The organism is Xenorhabdus sp. XBWT (genome assembly GCF_059072735.1).
In genome coordinates this window covers 4,289,796-4,306,506 of the sequence record NZ_CM180990.1, presented here as the reverse complement: position 1 = coordinate 4,306,506, position 16,711 = coordinate 4,289,796, and the positions used below count along the sequence as shown (strand labels likewise).

At 45.5% G+C, this 16,711-nt stretch carries 13 protein-coding genes; 8 read left to right on the top strand and 5 right to left on the bottom strand.

The window, feature by feature from the left end; genetic code table 11:
* The first annotated feature begins 167 nt into the window (after nt 1–167).
* From fdnG to fdoI, 3 genes are read left to right on the top strand one after another with little or no spacing between them, the layout of a single operon-like run.
* A complete protein-coding gene (gene fdnG, locus AC5JQI_RS19055; protein WP_493913280.1) occupies nt 168–3,215 on the top strand; it encodes a formate dehydrogenase-N subunit alpha in 3,048 nt (1,015 codons plus the stop codon).
* 9 nt (nt 3,216–3,224) lie between these two features.
* Nucleotides 3,225–4,151 carry a formate dehydrogenase subunit beta gene (gene fdxH, locus AC5JQI_RS19050; RefSeq protein WP_237386005.1) on the top strand — a complete coding sequence of 309 codons (927 nt, stop codon included), beginning with the start codon at nt 3,225–3,227 and terminating at the stop codon, nt 4,149–4,151.
* Nucleotides 4,148–4,801: a formate dehydrogenase cytochrome b556 subunit gene (gene fdoI / locus AC5JQI_RS19045; protein ID WP_493913279.1), complete on the top strand. Its 654-nt coding sequence runs from the start codon at nt 4,148–4,150 to the stop codon at nt 4,799–4,801. The genes fdxH and fdoI overlap by 4 nt, the downstream gene beginning before the upstream one ends.
* Before the next feature lie 48 nt (nt 4,802–4,849).
* Here the strand turns inward: fdoI and AC5JQI_RS19040 are convergent, their stop codons facing one another.
* The 3 genes from AC5JQI_RS19040 to AC5JQI_RS19030 form a co-directional block, all read right to left on the bottom strand.
* Nucleotides 4,850–5,140: a helix-turn-helix domain-containing protein gene (locus AC5JQI_RS19040; protein ID WP_493913278.1), complete on the bottom strand. Its 291-nt coding sequence runs from the start codon at nt 5,138–5,140 to the stop codon at nt 4,850–4,852.
* Complete coding sequence (locus tag AC5JQI_RS19035) at nt 5,133–5,450, bottom strand: type II toxin-antitoxin system RelE/ParE family toxin (RefSeq protein WP_493913277.1); 318 nt, start codon at nt 5,448–5,450, stop codon at nt 5,133–5,135. Before AC5JQI_RS19035 ends, AC5JQI_RS19040 begins: the two co-directional genes overlap by 8 nt.
* Before the next feature lie 185 nt (nt 5,451–5,635).
* Nucleotides 5,636–7,717, bottom strand: a complete 2,082-nt coding sequence (locus AC5JQI_RS19030; RefSeq protein WP_493913276.1) for a plasmid pRiA4b ORF-3 family protein — start codon at nt 7,715–7,717, stop codon at nt 5,636–5,638.
* 292 nt (nt 7,718–8,009) lie between these two features.
* On the opposite strand from AC5JQI_RS19030, the gene fdhE reads away from it, so the two are divergent.
* The 4 genes from fdhE to AC5JQI_RS19010 all read left to right on the top strand — a co-directional run bounded on the left by fdhE (nt 8,010) and on the right by AC5JQI_RS19010 (nt 14,143).
* The gene (gene fdhE, locus AC5JQI_RS19025; protein ID WP_493913275.1) at nt 8,010–8,942 is read left to right on the top strand and encodes a formate dehydrogenase accessory protein FdhE; all 933 of its coding nucleotides are present in this window, start codon (nt 8,010–8,012) and stop codon (nt 8,940–8,942) included.
* Between the two features lie 18 nt (nt 8,943–8,960).
* Nucleotides 8,961–10,352 carry an L-seryl-tRNA(Sec) selenium transferase gene (selA, locus tag AC5JQI_RS19020; RefSeq protein WP_493913274.1) on the top strand — a complete coding sequence of 464 codons (1,392 nt, stop codon included), beginning with the start codon at nt 8,961–8,963 and terminating at the stop codon, nt 10,350–10,352.
* A 92-nt stretch (nt 10,353–10,444) separates the two neighbouring features.
* The gene (selB, locus tag AC5JQI_RS19015) at nt 10,445–12,337 is read left to right on the top strand and encodes a selenocysteine-specific translation elongation factor (protein ID WP_493913273.1); all 1,893 of its coding nucleotides are present in this window, start codon (nt 10,445–10,447) and stop codon (nt 12,335–12,337) included.
* A 156-nt stretch (nt 12,338–12,493) separates the two neighbouring features.
* Entirely contained in the window at nt 12,494–14,143 is a 1,650-nt protein-coding gene (locus tag AC5JQI_RS19010; RefSeq protein WP_493913272.1) for an LTA synthase family protein, read from the top strand.
* A gap of 69 nt (nt 14,144–14,212) precedes the next feature.
* Here the strand turns inward: AC5JQI_RS19010 and AC5JQI_RS19005 are convergent, their stop codons facing one another.
* Nucleotides 14,213–14,971, bottom strand: a complete 759-nt coding sequence (locus AC5JQI_RS19005; RefSeq protein WP_493913271.1) for a hypothetical protein — start codon at nt 14,969–14,971, stop codon at nt 14,213–14,215.
* 297 nt (nt 14,972–15,268) lie between these two features.
* The gene (locus tag AC5JQI_RS19000; protein WP_493913270.1) at nt 15,269–16,033 is read right to left on the bottom strand and encodes a GntR family transcriptional regulator; all 765 of its coding nucleotides are present in this window, start codon (nt 16,031–16,033) and stop codon (nt 15,269–15,271) included.
* A gap of 392 nt (nt 16,034–16,425) precedes the next feature.
* On the opposite strand from AC5JQI_RS19000, the gene AC5JQI_RS18995 reads away from it, so the two are divergent.
* The gene (locus tag AC5JQI_RS18995; protein WP_493913269.1) at nt 16,426–16,689 is read left to right on the top strand and encodes a hypothetical protein; all 264 of its coding nucleotides are present in this window, start codon (nt 16,426–16,428) and stop codon (nt 16,687–16,689) included.
* The last annotated feature ends 22 nt before the right edge of the window (nt 16,690–16,711 follow it).

Sequence of the window (16,711 nt, the reverse complement as noted above, 5' to 3'; positions counted from 1 at the left end):
GTGGGTATATAGGATAAGTAACCTGAGTACACAGTGGATAATGTTTATAACAGACAGTACCCAAAATCAAAAACCATTCAAAAGATCTTTTTTATAAAAAGCGAGCACACCCACGGGAACCGCTGTTAGAAGGTGTGTAGATAAGCAATGTGAGTGAGGAGATCCCCATGCAAGTCAGCAGAAGGCAGTTCTTTAAGATCTGTGCTGGCGGTATGGCGGGTACGACGGCAGCTGCGTTGGGATTTTCCCCAACCGCAGCGATTGCACAAACACGTAACTACAAATTGCTGCGTGCGCGTGAAACCCGAAATACCTGTACGTACTGCTCTGTCGGCTGTGGATTGTTGATGTACAGCCTTGGTGATGGTGCCAAAAATGCCAAATCTACTATTTTTCATATCGAAGGGGACCCGGATCATCCTGTAAACCGGGGTGCCTTGTGCCCTAAAGGGGCCGGGTTGGTCGATTTTATTCACAGTAAAAATCGGCTGCATTACCCGGAATATCGTGCGCCAGGCTCCAATCAATGGCAGCGCATAAGCTGGGATGACGCCTTCGATCGTATTGCGAAATTGATGAAACAAGACCGTGATGCCAATTTTATCAAAACCAACCAAGATGGCGTTACGGTTAACCGCTGGCTGACAACGGGCATGTTGTGTGCCTCCGCTGCCAGCAATGAAACCGGTTATTTATCGCAAAAATTTACTCGTGCTCTCGGCATGCTTGCCGTAGACAACCAGGCGCGTGTCTGACACGGACCAACGGTAGCAAGTCTTGCTCCAACATTTGGTCGCGGTGCGATGACCAACCACTGGGTGGATATTAAGAACGCGAATCTGATTGTCGTTATGGGCGGGAATGCCGCAGAGGCTCATCCGGTCGGTTTCCGCTGGGCGATGGAAGCCAAGATTCACAACAACGCCAAACTGATTGTTATCGATCCCCGTTTTACCCGTACGGCATCCGTGGCGGATTTTTACACGCCTATTCGTTCCGGTACGGATATTGTTTTCCTGTCAGGTGTGATTTTATACCTGATGACCAATGAAAAGATTAACCGTGAATATGTCGAGGCTTATACCAACGCCAGTTTGATTGTGCGGGCAGATTTCTCGTTCGATGATGGCCTGTTCAGCGGTTATGATGCGGAAAATCGCCAATACGATAAAACAACATGGAATTATGAGCTGGATGAAAACGGTTTTGCCAAACGTGACAAGACCCTGAGTCATCCTCGTTGTGTCTGGAATCTGCTGAAAGAGCATGTCAGCCGCTATACGCCGGATGTGGTCACCGATATTTGCGGGACGCCGAAGGAAGATTTTCTCAGGGTGTGTGAATATCTGGCTGAAACCAGTGTGAAAGATAAAACGACTTCTTTCTTGTATGCATTGGGCTGGACTCAACACTCCACAGGCGCCCAGAACATCCGTACTATGGCGATGATCCAATTGCTGCTCGGCAATATGGGGATGGCGGGCGGTGGTATTAATGCGCTGCGTGGTCACTCAAATATTCAGGGGCTGACAGATTTAGGGCTGCTGTCCCAGAGCCTGCCGGGTTATCTCTCCTTGCCGTCGGAAAAACAGGTGGATTTGCAAACCTATCTGCAAGCCAACACACCAAAATCCACGGTTCCGGGGCAGGTCAACTATTGGGGCAATTATCCGAAGTTCTTTGTCAGCCTGATGAAGAGTTTCTACGGCGATCATGCTCGTAAAGAGAATGACTGGGGTTTTGATCTCCTGCCTAAGTGGGATAAACCTTACGACGTACTGCAATATTTCGAGATGATGTCGAAAGGGGAAGTCAATGGCTATATTTGTCAGGGCTTCAACCCCCTAGCATCATTTCCGAATAAAAACAAAGTCGTCACTGCTTTGTCAAAACTGAAATTCTTGGTGACGGTTGATCCGCTCAGTACCGAAACAGCTTCATTCTGGCAAAATCACGGCGAGTTCAATGATGTTGATCCGGCTTCCATTCAAACAGAAGTGTTCCGTCTGCCCTGTTGCTGTTTTGCTGAAGAGAATGGCTCGATAGTCAATTCAGCACGCTGGCTGCAATGGCACTGGAAAGGTGCTGATGCGCCCGGAGAAGCGATTGGGGATGGTGAAATTCTGTCAGGTATCTATAAGCGCCTGCGTGACCTGTACCGTGAAGAAGGTGGTGCGGCACCGGAACAAGTCCTGAGCATGACATGGGATTATCTCGATTCTGATAATCCGACACCGGAAGAAATCGCACAGGAAAATAACGGTCGTGCTCTGGCAGATGTGCTGGATGCCAATGGCAATGTACTGGTGAAAAAAGGTCAGCAATTGTCGTCTTTCGCGCAATTGCGTGATGACGGAACAACCGCCAGCGGTTGCTGGATTTTTGCCGGAAGCTGGACGCCGGAAGGCAACCAGATGGCACGCCGTGATAATGCTGATCCTTCTGGTATCGGCAATACGCTGGGTTGGGCATGGGCGTGGCCGTTGAACCGCCGCATCTTGTATAACCGTGCGTCTGCCGATCCACAGGGCAATCCGTGGGATCCTGAACGTCAGTTGATTGCATGGGATGGCGATAAATGGAGCGGGGTGGATATTGCCGATTACAGCAATGCCGCGCCCGGAACAGATGTCGGGCCATTTATCATGCAGCCGGAAGGCATGGGACGCCTGTTTGCCATCGACAAAATGGCAGAAGGACCATTTCCTGAGCATTATGAGCCGTTCGAAACGCCGCTGGGCACCAATCCCTTGCATCCGAATGTGGTTTCCAACCCGGCGGCTCGCGTGTTCAAGAGTGATTTTGCAGCAATGGGCAAAGCCGATAAATTCCCTTACGTGGGAACCACTTACCGCCTGACCGAACATTTCCATTTCTGGACAAAGCATGCGTTGCTGAACGCCATTGCCCAGCCGGAACAGTTTGTGGAAATTGGTGAACGGTTGGCGGCAGAGAAAGGCATCAAACAGGGCGATACCGTTAAAGTCAGCTCCAATCGTGGTTATATCAAGGCCAAAGCGGTGGTGACGAAGCGTATTCGTACCTTGAATGTTCACGGTCGTGAAGTGGACACCATTGGCATTCCGATTCATTGGGGATTTGAAGGGGCAGCGAAAAAAGGTTTCCTTGCTAATACCCTGACGCCGTTTGTCGGTGATGCCAATACACAGACACCGGAATTCAAAGCATTTTTGGTTAATGTAGAAAAGGTGTAGGGGGAAAACATGTCATTGCAATCTCAGGACATTATTCGTCGCTCTGCCACCAATTCACTGACTCCCGCACCCCGTGTGCGGGATCACCAGCAAGAAGTGGCGAAACTTATTGACGTGACAACCTGTATCGGCTGTAAAGCGTGTCAGGTGGCGTGTTCAGAATGGAACGATATTCGTGATGAAATTGGTCACAATGTGGGTGTTTATGATAATCCGGCTGATCTGACGGCGAAGTCATGGACAGTCATGCGGTTTTCCGAAGTTGAGGAGAATGGAAAGCTGGAATGGCTGATCCGTAAGGATGGCTGTATGCACTGTGCCGATCCGGGCTGTCTGAAAGCGTGTCCTGCGGAAGGAGCGATTATTCAGTACGCCAACGGTATTGTCGATTTTCAGTCAGAGCACTGCATTGGTTGCGGCTATTGTATTGCGGGCTGCCCATTCAACGTCCCGCGCATTAACAAAGAAGATAACCGTGCTTACAAATGTACTCTGTGTGTTGATCGTGTTGGTGTGGGTCAGGAACCGGCATGTGTGAAAACCTGCCCGACTGGGGCGATTCATTTCGGCAGTAAACAGGATATGAAAGCGCTGGCGGCAGAACGGGTTGAGGAACTGAAAGGGCGTGGTTATGACAATGCTGGTCTGTACGATCCCGAAGGTGTGGGTGGAACGCATGTTATGTATGTGCTGCATCATGCCAATAAACCTCAGCTCTATCACGGTCTGCCGGATAACCCGACTATCAGTCCGACAATCACATTCTGGAAAGGTATCTGGAAGCCATTGGCGGCCATCGGTTTTGCCGCGACCTTTGCCGCTTCCATTTTCCATTACGTGGGAATTGGCCCTAACCGTGTTTCCAGGGAAGAGGAAGAGAGCGCCCTTGAGGACATTGATTCGGGCAATTCAGATTGTGGGGAGACGAAGAAATGAAAAAACGTAACGATGTCATCATTCGCCATTCTCCGATTGAACGGGTCAATCATTGGGCTGTTGTTATCTGCTTCCTGTTCACCGCCATCAGTGGGTTGGGTTTTTTCTTTCCATCTCTGAACTGGATGATGAATATCTTCGGTACGCCGCAGTTATCACGGATACTGCATCCGTTTGCGGGTTCGGTAATGTTCTTCTTGTTTGTTTTTATGTTTTTCAGGTACTTCAAACATAACATGATCGACAAGGGTGACATTGAATGGGCGAAGAATATTCACAACGTACTGCGTAATGAAGAAGCAGGGGATATCGGGCAGTACAATCTCGGACAGAAAGGCATTTACTGGTCGGTGAGTGTCTGCCTGTTCCTGTTGCTGGTCAGCGGCATCATTATTTGGCGTCCTTACTTTGCGGAATATTTCCCGATTCCCTTAATCCGAATTGCTTTGCTGGTTCACTCACTGTCGGCGATTGGCCTGATCCTGACGATTATTGTTCATGCTTACGCGGCGTTTTGGGTGAAGGGATCAGTGCGGGCGATGGTGGAAGGCTGGGTCACGCGCGGCTGGGCGAAGAAACACCATCCACGATGGTATCGTGAAATCGTGAAGCAAGAGCAACGAAACGGGCAACAAAAAGAGAAAGAGTGAATTTGGGGCAGGGTATGTTGATATGCCCTGCTTTTTTTGTATGTCAATTCAATAGCGTGCAGTGAGGGAGAGTTTTACTCCACATGCAGCCGCATAGCGACGTAATGTTTGCCATGTTGCACGAGAAATATTCCGTTCTAATCTGCTGATTGCGGGAGGAGTTATCCCCATTTTTTCAGCAACATCAGCACGAGTTAAACCCGCATTTTCGCGCCATTCGGTCAGTAAACTGAGTAACTCAAATTCTTCAGCAGCTTCTTGGTAGGCTTTTTGAGCTTCAGGTGTATTCAGGAAACGTTCTTTTGCCTCATTGTGTGATATGCGCTTAACTTTACTCATCTATCATTTCCTCTAGTCGTTGTAACGCGAGTTTCACCTCTTTGAGTGGTGTTTTATCTATCTTTTTTATAAAACAGCGTAATATAAAAATTTCGCGGTTACTTTGGAAAACGTATAATGTTCTCGCGATATCTTTACCAGATGCCCGTAGCTCAAATAATCCTTCTCTGACTGGTTTTGAAAGTGGATATCGTAACTCATTGCCGCGTTTTTCTAACATGTCTAATAATCTTGTCATCTTACCTCGTATGACATCAGGTAATTGACTGATTTCGTCCACTGAATCTGGGTGATAAACCAATTCAAACATGTGCTTTCCTGTGTATTAAGTTAATCCTTAAAACAACTTAACTCAACAGTTAATTTAACTTGTAAGTTAAATTTAATGATATAGAGTTTTGTCATTGCCAGCAATGAACCAGCACTGAACAGGAAGGCCGAAAAGGAAACCGGAGGCTGTTTTTATCCTCCGGTTTTGCAGGATGTTATGGGCTTTTAGTAATTGAACAGTGCCTTCAGTCTCTTGTTAGCTTGTTGTTTATCAAAAGGTTCAGGCTGTTCATCCGGAGACAAACCTGCCCACTCTAATTGCTCTGCTTCATCTTCTGTCAGGATTTTCTTTTTCCTCAATTTGAGCAGATGATTCCAATGCCAGATACCGCCGGAGTCTTCAGCCGGACACATGCCATTACCTGCGGTGACTTCGGGTTGGAGAATATCTTTCGGAAGTATTTTTTCGACGGTTACTTGATGGAACCAACCATCACCAAAGTCATACTGATAGTTGAGTGTTGCGTCAATATCATTCAGGAATACCCCGATACGTATTTGGTCATTATGTTCTTCCGGAATTTCTATTCCGCCAATATCAAAACTGTACAGGTGGGCATTTTCCCAACCTATGGCATCTTGTATCACTTCATGGAGTTCACTGAGAGTCAGTTGATTACTGATACGGAGCCGACGCCATACCGCAGGGCTTGCATCAAGTAAGTTGACTTTGATCACTAATCCTTGCGGTGGTAGTTCGGCATTGGTGGGTTCCATTATCATGGAAAAGTACTCAAAACTTATCTCTGATAAAGTATCAAATAGCGAAAATTTCTTGCGGTTCAATGCAGGATCGTAGAGCGTATGAGCCAAATCCAAATAGTCATTTGTTAAACGCTGAGTTTGTGTTGGTAGTTTATATCGCTCAACTGTGGCTGAGTAAGTCAGGCGCTCTGTAAACAGCTCCCGGTTTGCGTAGTAATAATTCTTCAATAAGTCTCTGGGCTTTTTCGCTGTCAGTAAATATTCTTCTGGGGCCAGCCAACTCATCAGTAACGGCGAAAAATGTTCCATATAGATGGAGCTGAGACGATTCCGTTCTTGTCGTTTAGGATCTTCCTGATAACCGAGTTTTTTGCTCCAGACCTCAAATTCAAACGTTTCTGGTTGTGTCCATTTGAAAGGTAATTGCGATAACCAATGAAGAGAATAGAGATCGATTGGGGTATTTTTATTGAGCTGAACTGAAAGTATCCATGGCAAGATTTGTTGCAGCCAGTCCGGGGAGACGGGGGTGAAGTCAACACTGTCATCCAGTTGTGCCATCAGTTCAGTGAGTGTTTGGTCAGGAGCTAGATTCAACAACGTTTCCCGGATACCAGATTTAAAATCCAACATCATGTTTAGCTGGAGTATCTGACCATCCAGAGTGATTTTCATCATCATGCTGGCGCAATCATTGCCATCAACATGGGAAACGTATAATTCATGTATTACTGCCGCCGCCGGAGCTTTACTGTGCTTCATTGCCAGTTTTTTCCAGCGTTTTATATAACGCTTAATAGAAGGATGGCGGTTGAATCGGGTACACAGGTTGATTAGCTGTTGGTAGGATAAATGTGCCCATGCGGAGGAGGGACAACTATCCAACACTTGCGCACTGGCAAGTGCAACCGGCTCTTCAAAATACTGGGTTAACAGCAGAAGAGCATCTATGCCCCATGGATATTGGGTCACTTCTGACAGTAAATAGGGTAAAGCTTCGTGAGGTATAACAGAAAAACCATTTTCAAAGAACTCAATGAATTCGATGCCCGATTTAAGATCAAATTGATCAAGTAGCTGGCTTAATTTGAACGGCTGTGGGGGAAAGCTGGTGACATTAGTGTCGTCATCCTGTTTTGGTGTTTTCAGCAGCTGAGTAATGTCAGCTTGGATATGAAACTGATGTTTCTTCAATATTGATAAAAATAACAAAATACATTCATTATTGAACTCGACGTTTTCTTTGGTATCAACCAGAATTTGCTCGATAGTTTCTTCAAATTGTTGTTTGGCTTCCGCCGGCAATTTGGTTGCGGTCAGTGCCAGTTCAGCGATAGCAACTTCAGCCCAACTATTGATGGCATCGCCTATATCATCCATAGCTTCTTCAGGTATCGTTAACGCCATGTTTATCAGTAAAAATACGTTTTCTGGCTCAGTAAACCATTGCATTTGTTCCGGGGTTAATTGGCGCTGTTTCTCAGATTTATGAGAATATTCGTTTATTGCTGAGCATAATTTTTCAGGTGTGAGTTTCATCATAAGTCTCTTCACTTATTGAGCTGCAAATCAAGAAGAGTGTTCATGATTGGTGCTACTAAATTCACCCTTCCTCCTTTGTACCCGCCATCTTTCAAGTTGCCGCTTTGTTGGCCACATTTTGAAATCTATTGGGTGTAATAACACTGACAGTCTAACCTGAATAACAGTTTAGTCTGGATCGAATATGTAGTATTTGTAAATTTGTGTTGAAATTAATCGTAATACTATTTCACTGGCTGGCAAGGTCAGTAAGATGATGGCGTATTATAATGACAACGGGGAGGTTAAAAGAATGAGTATTCGTATTGTTCCTAAAGAACAGTTGGGCAAAGAACGAATGAATGAAAGAAGTGCGGGTTTTATTCCGCCATTGCTGTTTGCCAACCTGAAAAATCTGTATCAGCGTCGTGTTGAGCGCCTGAAAATGTTGGCGACTGAGGACAACCCATTTTCAAGCTATCTGAATTTTGCTGCTGAAATTGTTCAGGCACAGCAAAAGGCGCTGTATGATAATCCCTTGAGTGTGGAATTAGATGAGATCCTCTCTCACGCCCGACAAGGAACCCGTGTTCCGCTGGATTGCAAAACCCTGAAGCGTACCCGTCACTGGCACAGTGTCCTGCATTCCCTGATTGCGGAATTGCTGCCTGCCGTGCCTGAGCATGTGAAACCTGCCCTCGAAAATCTGGCGAAAAATTCAGAGCAAGAATTAGAAGGGATGGCAAGTGCATTGCTTAATAGCGAATTCAGTAAAGTCAGTGCCGATCAGTCGGTGTTTGTCTGGGCTGCGCTGTCTGTTTATTGGGCGCAAATGGCCAGTTTGATCCCCGGTAAAGCGCGTGCGGAATATGGTGAGCATCGCCAGTTTTGCCCGGTCTGCGGCAGTATGCCTGTTGCCAGCGTTGTTCAGATTGGGACTGGTCAGGGTCTGCGTTATTTGCATTGTCATTTGTGTGAAAGTGAATGGCACGTTGTGCGGATCAAATGCAGCAACTGTGAGCAAACCGGCGATCTGAATTATTGGTCACTGGATAGTGAGCAAGCGGCAGTCAAAGCAGAAAGTTGTGGTGATTGTGGCAGTTACCTGAAAATCCTTTATCAGGAAAAAGATCCGAATGTGGATGCGGTGGCTGATGATCTGGCATCACTGATTCTGGATGCCAAAATGGAAGATGAAGGTTTTGCCCGCAGTAGCCTGAACCCTTTTCTGTTTCCCAATGAATAAGTGATTAAGGGGACAGCGATGACACAGGAAATAAATTCGCTATACCGTCAGTTACCTTCCATCGATAAATTATTGCGGGAATCTGAAATCACTCCGCTGATTGAGATGCACGGGCAAACGCGGGTAGTAGGTATACTGAGGGAAATGCAGGAGCTGGCGAGGATCAATATTCGGGAACATCAACACTTGCCGGAATGGAATGGTAACTGGGTTGCTTCATTGCATCAAAGAATCAAACAAGAGGGCCTGTCAGCTTTGAAACCAGTATTTAATCTGACTGGCACGGTACTCCATACCAATCTCGGACGGGCTGTGCTGGCGGAGTCAGCGATTGATGCGGTGACACAGGCAATGCGTTCGCCAGTGACATTGGAGTACTCCCTTGATGGTGCTGGTCGGGGGCACCGTGACCGTGCCTTGGCAGATCTCCTGTGCACGCTGACAGGGGCAGAAGATGCCTGTATCGTCAACAACAATGCCGCAGCGGTTTTATTGGTATTGGCAACGATGGCTCAGGGAAAAGAGGTCGTTGTTTCCCGTGGGGAATTGGTGGAGATTGGCGGGGCATTTCGTGTTCCTGATGTAATGGTACAGGCGGGCTGTCGTTTGGTGGAAGTGGGCACGACAAACCGGACGCATCTGAAAGATTACCAACAGGCAATCAATCCGGATACGGGTTTGCTGATGAAGATACATACCAGTAATTACAGCATCGAAGGCTTTACTGCTGAAGTCTCGGGAGAGGAATTGGCGACGTTGGGCGCGGGATCTCAAATCCCGACAGCCATCGATCTTGGCAGTGGTTCCATGATAGATATGACACAATATGGTTTGCCTGCCGAACCCATGCCCCGGGATTATCTGAATCACGGCATTGATTTGGTGACTTTCTCCGGTGATAAATTATTGGGTGGCCCGCAAGCCGGCATTATTGTCGGCAAGAAACAGTGGATTGATGCTATCCAGCGTCATCCTCTGAAACGTGCATTGCGGGCGGATAAAATGACGCTGGCTGCACTGGAAGCAACATTGCGCCTTTACCAACATCCTGAACAACTCCATCAAAAATTACCGACGCTGCGTCTGTTGTCTCGTACGCAAAATGAAATCCATGATATGGTGCAGCGGCTCCTTCCCAAAATTCGGGATCATTACGGTGAAAAGTTTATTGTCCGTGACGAACCTTGTTATTCTCAGATTGGCAGTGGTTCTTTGCCTGTCGATCGCCTGCCCAGTTGGGCGCTGACTTTTGCTGCGATTGATGGGCGCGGCAGTACATTGGAAAATTTAGCCCACCAGTGGCGCAATTTGCACAATCCAGTGATAGGGCGTCTGTACGATGGGCGATTATGGCTGGATTTACGTTGTCTTGAAGATAGCGGCGCATTATTGCAGGCGTTGTTGTTATAAAAGTTGTTGTTATAGCAATGATTGTTATAAAAATTAATGCCATAAAAATTGTCGCTATAAAAATCGTTGTTATACAAATGAGCTGAATTACTATGATTTTTGCCACAGCAGGACATGTTGATCACGGTAAAACGACATTGATTCAAGCAATCACAGGGGTTGATACAACCCATTTACCGGAAGAAAAAAAGCGGGGCATGACTATCGATCTTGGTTATGCTTATTGGCCACAATCGGATGGTTCTTCGCTGGGATTTGTCGATGTACCGGGCCATGAGAAATTTCTGTCCAATATGTTGGCGGGGATCGGGGGCATTGAACATGTCCTGCTGGTTGTTGCCTGCGATGATGGTGTGATGGCGCAGACACGCGAGCATCTGGCGATTTTACGTTTAATCGGACGGCCTGAAATTACGGTTGTACTGACCAAAGCGGATGGTGTTGAACCTGCCCGGATTGAGGAAGTCCGGCAACAAGCTGCACAGTTACTGGTATCACAAGGGTGGCAATCCGTTCCTTTGTTTGTAACAGCCGCCACCACAGGGGAAGGTATTGCACCACTCAGAGACTATTTACTTTCTGTCCATCAATCACAATCCGCCCACCAACACCATTATTCCCGTCAAAATTCGTATCATGAAAAATTAAACCAGCGCTTTCGCTTGGCTATCGATCGCGTTTTTACCGTTAAAGGGGCGGGGGTAGTGGTGACAGGAACCGCGTTGGCGGGGGGTATCTGTGTCGGTGATACCTTGTGGCTCACCGGCAGTGAGCAAACTGTTAGAGTTCGTGGTCTGCATGCCCAGAATCGGCCAGCCGGGCATGCGCAAGCCGGGCAGCGTATCGCATTGAATATTGCCGGGGATATCAGTAAAGAACAAATTTCCCGTGGCGATTGGCTATTATCACAACAGCCCATGTCTGCGGCTGTCAAAGTGTTAGTGGAGATTGAAACTGATGCGTCGCTGCAAAATTGGCAGTCCCTTCATATTCATCATGCTGCAAGCCATATCACGGGACGAATTTCATTACTGAATTCCCTGACAGATACACCAGTATTGGCTGAACTGGTGTTAGATCGCCCTTTATGGCTGGTGGAAAATGATCGCCTGATATTACGTGATATCAGTGCCAGAAAGACACTGGCGGGAGCGCGGGTCATTAATTTGAATTCTCCGCGCAGGGGAAAACGTCAGCCCGCGTTTCTTGATTGGTTATCCCAATTGGCGAGAGCGAATACTCATGCGGAAAATCTCGCTTCTCATTTACCACGCGGAGCGTTATCTCTCAGCCACTTTGCATGGGCGCGTCAGTTAACAGAAAGCCAGCTCAACCACTTGTTGATAAAGATGGATGCCATCATTGCTGGTGACTGGGTTCTGTCAAAGCATAATGCAGTGCTGGCAGAACAACAGATATTGCAGATTCTGGCGGAATATCACGAGAAACATCCTGATCAACTTGGAGTGGGTAAAGCCCGATTGAAAAGAATGGCATTACCTGCACTGGATGAAACGCTGGTTTATACTCTGTTCAATCGATTACTTGAACGGAAAGCACTGAAGCAAACTTATGGAAGTTTGCATTTACCTGAGCATGGATTGGAATTTACTGCTGAGCAGGTGAGCCTTTGGTTAAAAGCGGAACCCTATTTCAGGTCCGAAGCGTGGTGGGTTCGCGACTTGGCTACGCAGATGGGGGAAGATAAAGATGTCGTGCGCCATCTTTTGCGGACAGCGGCGCAATTGGGGATTATTATCGCGATCGTGCCGGATCGTTATTATCACCGTCAGCGCATTCAGCAATTTGCTGATTTGATCCGTCAATATTATCAGGATAACGGAGGCATAACGGCTATGAATTTCCGCGATGAATTTAATATCGGTCGAAAATTAGCGATCCAGATACTAGAATTCTTTAACCGCACCGGCTTTACCCGCAGAAAGTCTGATTTACATGTTTTACGGGATGAAGGCATGTTTTAGCCGTGGTTTTTTAATGCCGTACCGATTGAACTCCTTTGAGTCAGAGGTGTCTTCATTGAGCGAATATACAGAATTTTATTTTCTGCATATTTGATAGCCTATGTTACTTTTTTTGGGTGAAGTCAAACTGAACTCATATATGGAATTCAATCAAGTATGAAGAAAAAAATAATCTCGGGGGTTTATCTTGGATTGCTGTTAATCGCTTCCTTGATAATCGTGTTTGAGAAAAGCGGAGATATTTATCCTGCGCTGGTGTCTGTCGGCGTATTCGGCATTATCTTTGGTCTGGCTTTTTTCGTGTCAGCGCGCTGGCTATTTTCGGTTGTGTTGACTGGAACCCTATTTATCATCCTCAAATTCCTTAACCAGATAAAAGTTCATTACTACAAAGAGCAGCTGATGTTTTCTGATTGGAATGTCATTCTGGACCCTTCCAATCAGGAAACCTTACGCCATTATTGGCTGGCAGGTATTGCGGTAGCGGCGATGGTTGTCTGGTTAATATTCAACATAATATTGAGCTGGAAAGCGGTTCCTCCCACACGGGGGATCAAATGGCGGCTTATCAGTATTATTCTGGTGGCGGCCAGTGTCTGGGGGATCAATCTGACGGTTAGAGCCTACCATGCTCAATGGCAGGAGGAATTACCAAAGGGACGGGGAACAGTGACCAATATGGTGATGTCAGCGATGGATGCACAATACCAACCACCACAATTTGGTACATCTGCTGACTATTTCTTACAACAGGCGAAGAAAGTGATGTTGCCGGAACCACAGTCAGATGTGAAACCCGATGTGGTTTTGTTATTGCAGGAGTCCACCGTCAATCCCTACCTTTATCAGTTACCTGCTAATGTTAAATTGCCAGATCTTTATATGTTCCAACATGATGAGAATGTCAGTGCCCAAAGTCCGCTCAGGGTACAAACCTTTGGTGGAGGGACGTGGCTATCTGAATTCTCTGTTTTGACCGGATTGAATACGGATGATTTCGGCGTTCGCAAAAATGCGGTGTTTTATTTTGTTGTCGATCATCTGAAAAACAGTTTGTTCCGTGCGATGAAGGACAATGGTTATTACACGGTTGTGCTGACGCCATTTAATAAATCGGCCTATCATGCAGGGCATGCCTACAAAACATTGGGCGTTGACCGGATTATCCAGCCACAGGAACTGGGCTATCCGGCAAGCATCGATGAAAATCTGTGGACAATTTCGACACAGGATATGTTGTCTTACGTGAAAACCATTTTGGCGAAGGAAACAGACAAGCCGATCTTTATTTTCTCGCTGACCATGTACGAGCATGGCCCTTATGAAGAGGGCCACTTTGATGACTATGGTTTGACTGACAAAGTTGATAGTTCAAATGCGGTAGGTAAATTCAGCCATTATATGGAAAAAATCACGGTTTCTGATCCTGCCATCAAGGATTTCAGTGAATTTGTTGCCAAGCGCGATAAACCAACTATTTTCCTCTATTTTGGTGATCATCAACCGAACATACATTTTGATCACTACAATTCTCCGTTATCTGATCCTGCACATATCACCCAATTTACTATGCGGGATAATCTGAAAGACGGAACTCCAATTACAACGGGCAATCTGACAGATATCTCTTTCCTTGGCGGGATGATTCTGGAACGAGCCCGCTTATCCACACCTGAATTTTATCAGGCGAATATGATCATGCGGCATTTGTGTGATGGTGAGTTGGATGATTGTCAGGATAAGGCTCTGATGGAGAGCTACAAGCATTATATTTACCAACAGCTGGGAGTGGCAGGCAAAGAGTAATGCGTCGCCATATTCTCCATTATCCCTTCTGTCAGCCAATAATTGCTGACAGAAGGGCATAATTTTAATTTATAGATAAATAGCCACAATGTGGGCGTTGTCCGTGAACCCAGATAATTTTTGAGGTGAAATGATTTCTGCTTTACAGCCTACGGATTCAGATATATGCCTGATATCTTCATAGGAATGGATTATTTCCCGGGACTCATAAAAATGTGTTTCGCCATTAATAATCACTTTTACTGTCATCTTAATTTCCCACTCTGTATCGCTCCATTCAGGTGGGGTGACTGGCCAATAACATTCCGCTTTACCCAGTTCCGAATCACTAATAATATGGCTATCTTCATGTATTTCAATAAAATTATTGAAAGTACTCTGCTTATGTACCTTAACGAAAAGTATGCCGTTTTTGCGGGAATGGTGTTGACACCATTTCAGTAACCACTGAATAGATTCTTTTGAGAAGTAACCAATTGAATATCTGAGTAACGTATAAATATTAAATTTCAAATCAGGAGGAATTTTGGGTTTATCAGCAGGCAAATGAGAAATGAAGTAGTTTGCTTCGTGTTGTATGCCTTTTGCAACGGAATACTTTTTCATACCCTCAGAACCATCAAGAGAATAAGCTTTACAGCCTAATTGGCTAAACGCTTGTGAGTGTCTTGCTGGTCCCGCTAATAATTCTAATGTGGTTATGTCATCGGGATCTGTTGGAGAGCTAAAATCGAGAAGAGAGTGGCATTGAGACAAAAAGTCTCTGTCTTTCGAAAATGCATCGTAGAACTCAGGATGTTCTGAATATAATTGACTAATGTCTTTCATAAATAATCCCTTCAGTAAAAGGTAATATGCCTCTTATCGTTCAATGTACTATTTTGTCAGTTATTTTTCTTTTTCTTAATGATTTGGAATTGCCTGAAAACTAAAATGATATTTTTGTGATTAAATAATGTATTGATTGTTTGCCGATCAGTAAATGTTGTTTTTTATACAAAAGAATCACTTTTGATGACAGGAAGATATGACAGACCAAAAGGTGATGGACAGTATTTGTACTGAATTCCCTCTGAAAACAGGGAGAAAAGTCAGTGGTGAAGGGTTTTATTCATTAATTTTTTATCAATTATAATTAATGTCTATATTTTGCGGAGAATTGAAATCAAGCCCATAAATATCACCACGACATAAAATCTCGCTGAACTCAATGATATCATTTTGTCCATTGAAACTTATCTGATGAATTTGCAGTAGTGGAGAATTCTCCGCGATATTGAGTAATTCGGCAAGCTCCGCAGGGCAGGCAATAGCTTTGATTTTGTGATTCACATTGGTCAGATGAATGTTTTCTTTCTCCCAATGTGCATACAGGGAGCCTTCCAGTAATTCAGGACAGGGCAAGTATTTCCGGGGAATATAGGTATTTTCAAGTGAAACTGGCGTATCGTTAGCAAGGCGAATACGGCGCAGTTCGGCAATGTGGTCGCCGATATTAAGGGATAATTTTTTCGCTATCTCTTCCGAAGCAGGGATAATATTCCTCGATAACCAGCAATTGGATACCGTTCCTCCCTCTTTAATGATTTGTGAGGTAAAACCAACAGCTTTATTGAGTGAAGAATTGCCCGATTTGGCGACCTGAGTGCCGATCCCTTGCTGGCGTATAATCACTTCTTTTTCTTCCAGAAGCTGCATGGCTTTACTGACCGTCACCCGAGATATGCTGAGTAATTCAGCTAATCGGCGTTCCGGTGGCAGAAAATCACCGACTTCCAATAACTGTTTTTCAATTGCCGCTTCAATGGCTTTTTGCAATTGGATATAGCGGGGGCTATTGCTTTTCTTTTCAAGTTGTTCGCGTACCCAGTCAACAAAGTGATTCAGCATTTTTTAAGCCCCGGTTATTTGATGGCATAAGTTTACATTAGCCTGTACAGCAAGGTATATACCCTTCGTCTTTCAAGTTGCAGCTTTGTTATCTGTGTTCACTTACCCCAGTCACTCCAGCCCTTGCCGTTGCGTTGCGCCTTGAAATCCATTGGGTATAGCGTGTATTGGAATTAGATTGGCATCACATAATAACAAAATTGGACTTTCATTGGCCTTAATGGATGGATAAAGTATAAGTCTTGCTTATATAAGAAGTAGGGAGTTTAGAAGCCTTTTTCTGTAATATCCTGAATTATAACCAGTTGATTTCAAGATAAAGCCAACAAAGCTGCGACTTGAAAGATGAAAGGGATCGCAAGAGACGTATTCTTCAAGCTCAGGGTTGATGTATGACATCGGCCTTGAAGTGGTATGGTGGTTTAAATGTCCGGCTGCCACGCCCGCTTGAAGAAACAGAGACTTCATCGGCTTATCATGGGCTAATCAAGTCGGTACGCTGCGCTCTGGTCATGGTGTCATGTTTTATGGGACTCCAATTAATGTGTGCGATTTTTTTGCGCCAACCCAGGGAAGAGAACCATAGGGTCCACGACCAGAGCCATTTTCAGGACGTTATCCGGTATCACATGTTCCCTACTGAGGTCATGGTATAAGTTAGCAACTCAGATAGGGTTT

Coding starts and splice junctions, on each gene's coding strand:
- fdxH (WP_237386005.1), top strand. CDS start 3,225: ATGTCATTGCAATCTCAGGACATTATTCGTCGCTCTGCCACCAATTCA.
- fdoI (WP_493913279.1), top strand. CDS start 4,148: ATGAAAAAACGTAACGATGTCATCATTCGCCATTCTCCGATTGAACGG.
- AC5JQI_RS19040 (WP_493913278.1), bottom strand. CDS start 5,140: ATGAGTAAAGTTAAGCGCATATCACACAATGAGGCAAAAGAACGTTTC.
- AC5JQI_RS19035 (WP_493913277.1), bottom strand. CDS start 5,450: ATGTTTGAATTGGTTTATCACCCAGATTCAGTGGACGAAATCAGTCAA.
- AC5JQI_RS19030 (WP_493913276.1), bottom strand. CDS start 7,717: ATGATGAAACTCACACCTGAAAAATTATGCTCAGCAATAAACGAATAT.
- fdhE (WP_493913275.1), top strand. CDS start 8,010: ATGAGTATTCGTATTGTTCCTAAAGAACAGTTGGGCAAAGAACGAATG.
- selA (WP_493913274.1), top strand. CDS start 8,961: ATGACACAGGAAATAAATTCGCTATACCGTCAGTTACCTTCCATCGAT.
- selB (WP_493913273.1), top strand. CDS start 10,445: ATGATTTTTGCCACAGCAGGACATGTTGATCACGGTAAAACGACATTG.
- AC5JQI_RS19010 (WP_493913272.1), top strand. CDS start 12,494: ATGAAGAAAAAAATAATCTCGGGGGTTTATCTTGGATTGCTGTTAATC.
- AC5JQI_RS19005 (WP_493913271.1), bottom strand. CDS start 14,971: ATGAAAGACATTAGTCAATTATATTCAGAACATCCTGAGTTCTACGAT.
- AC5JQI_RS19000 (WP_493913270.1), bottom strand. CDS start 16,033: ATGCTGAATCACTTTGTTGACTGGGTACGCGAACAACTTGAAAAGAAA.
- AC5JQI_RS18995 (WP_493913269.1), top strand. CDS start 16,426: ATGACATCGGCCTTGAAGTGGTATGGTGGTTTAAATGTCCGGCTGCCA.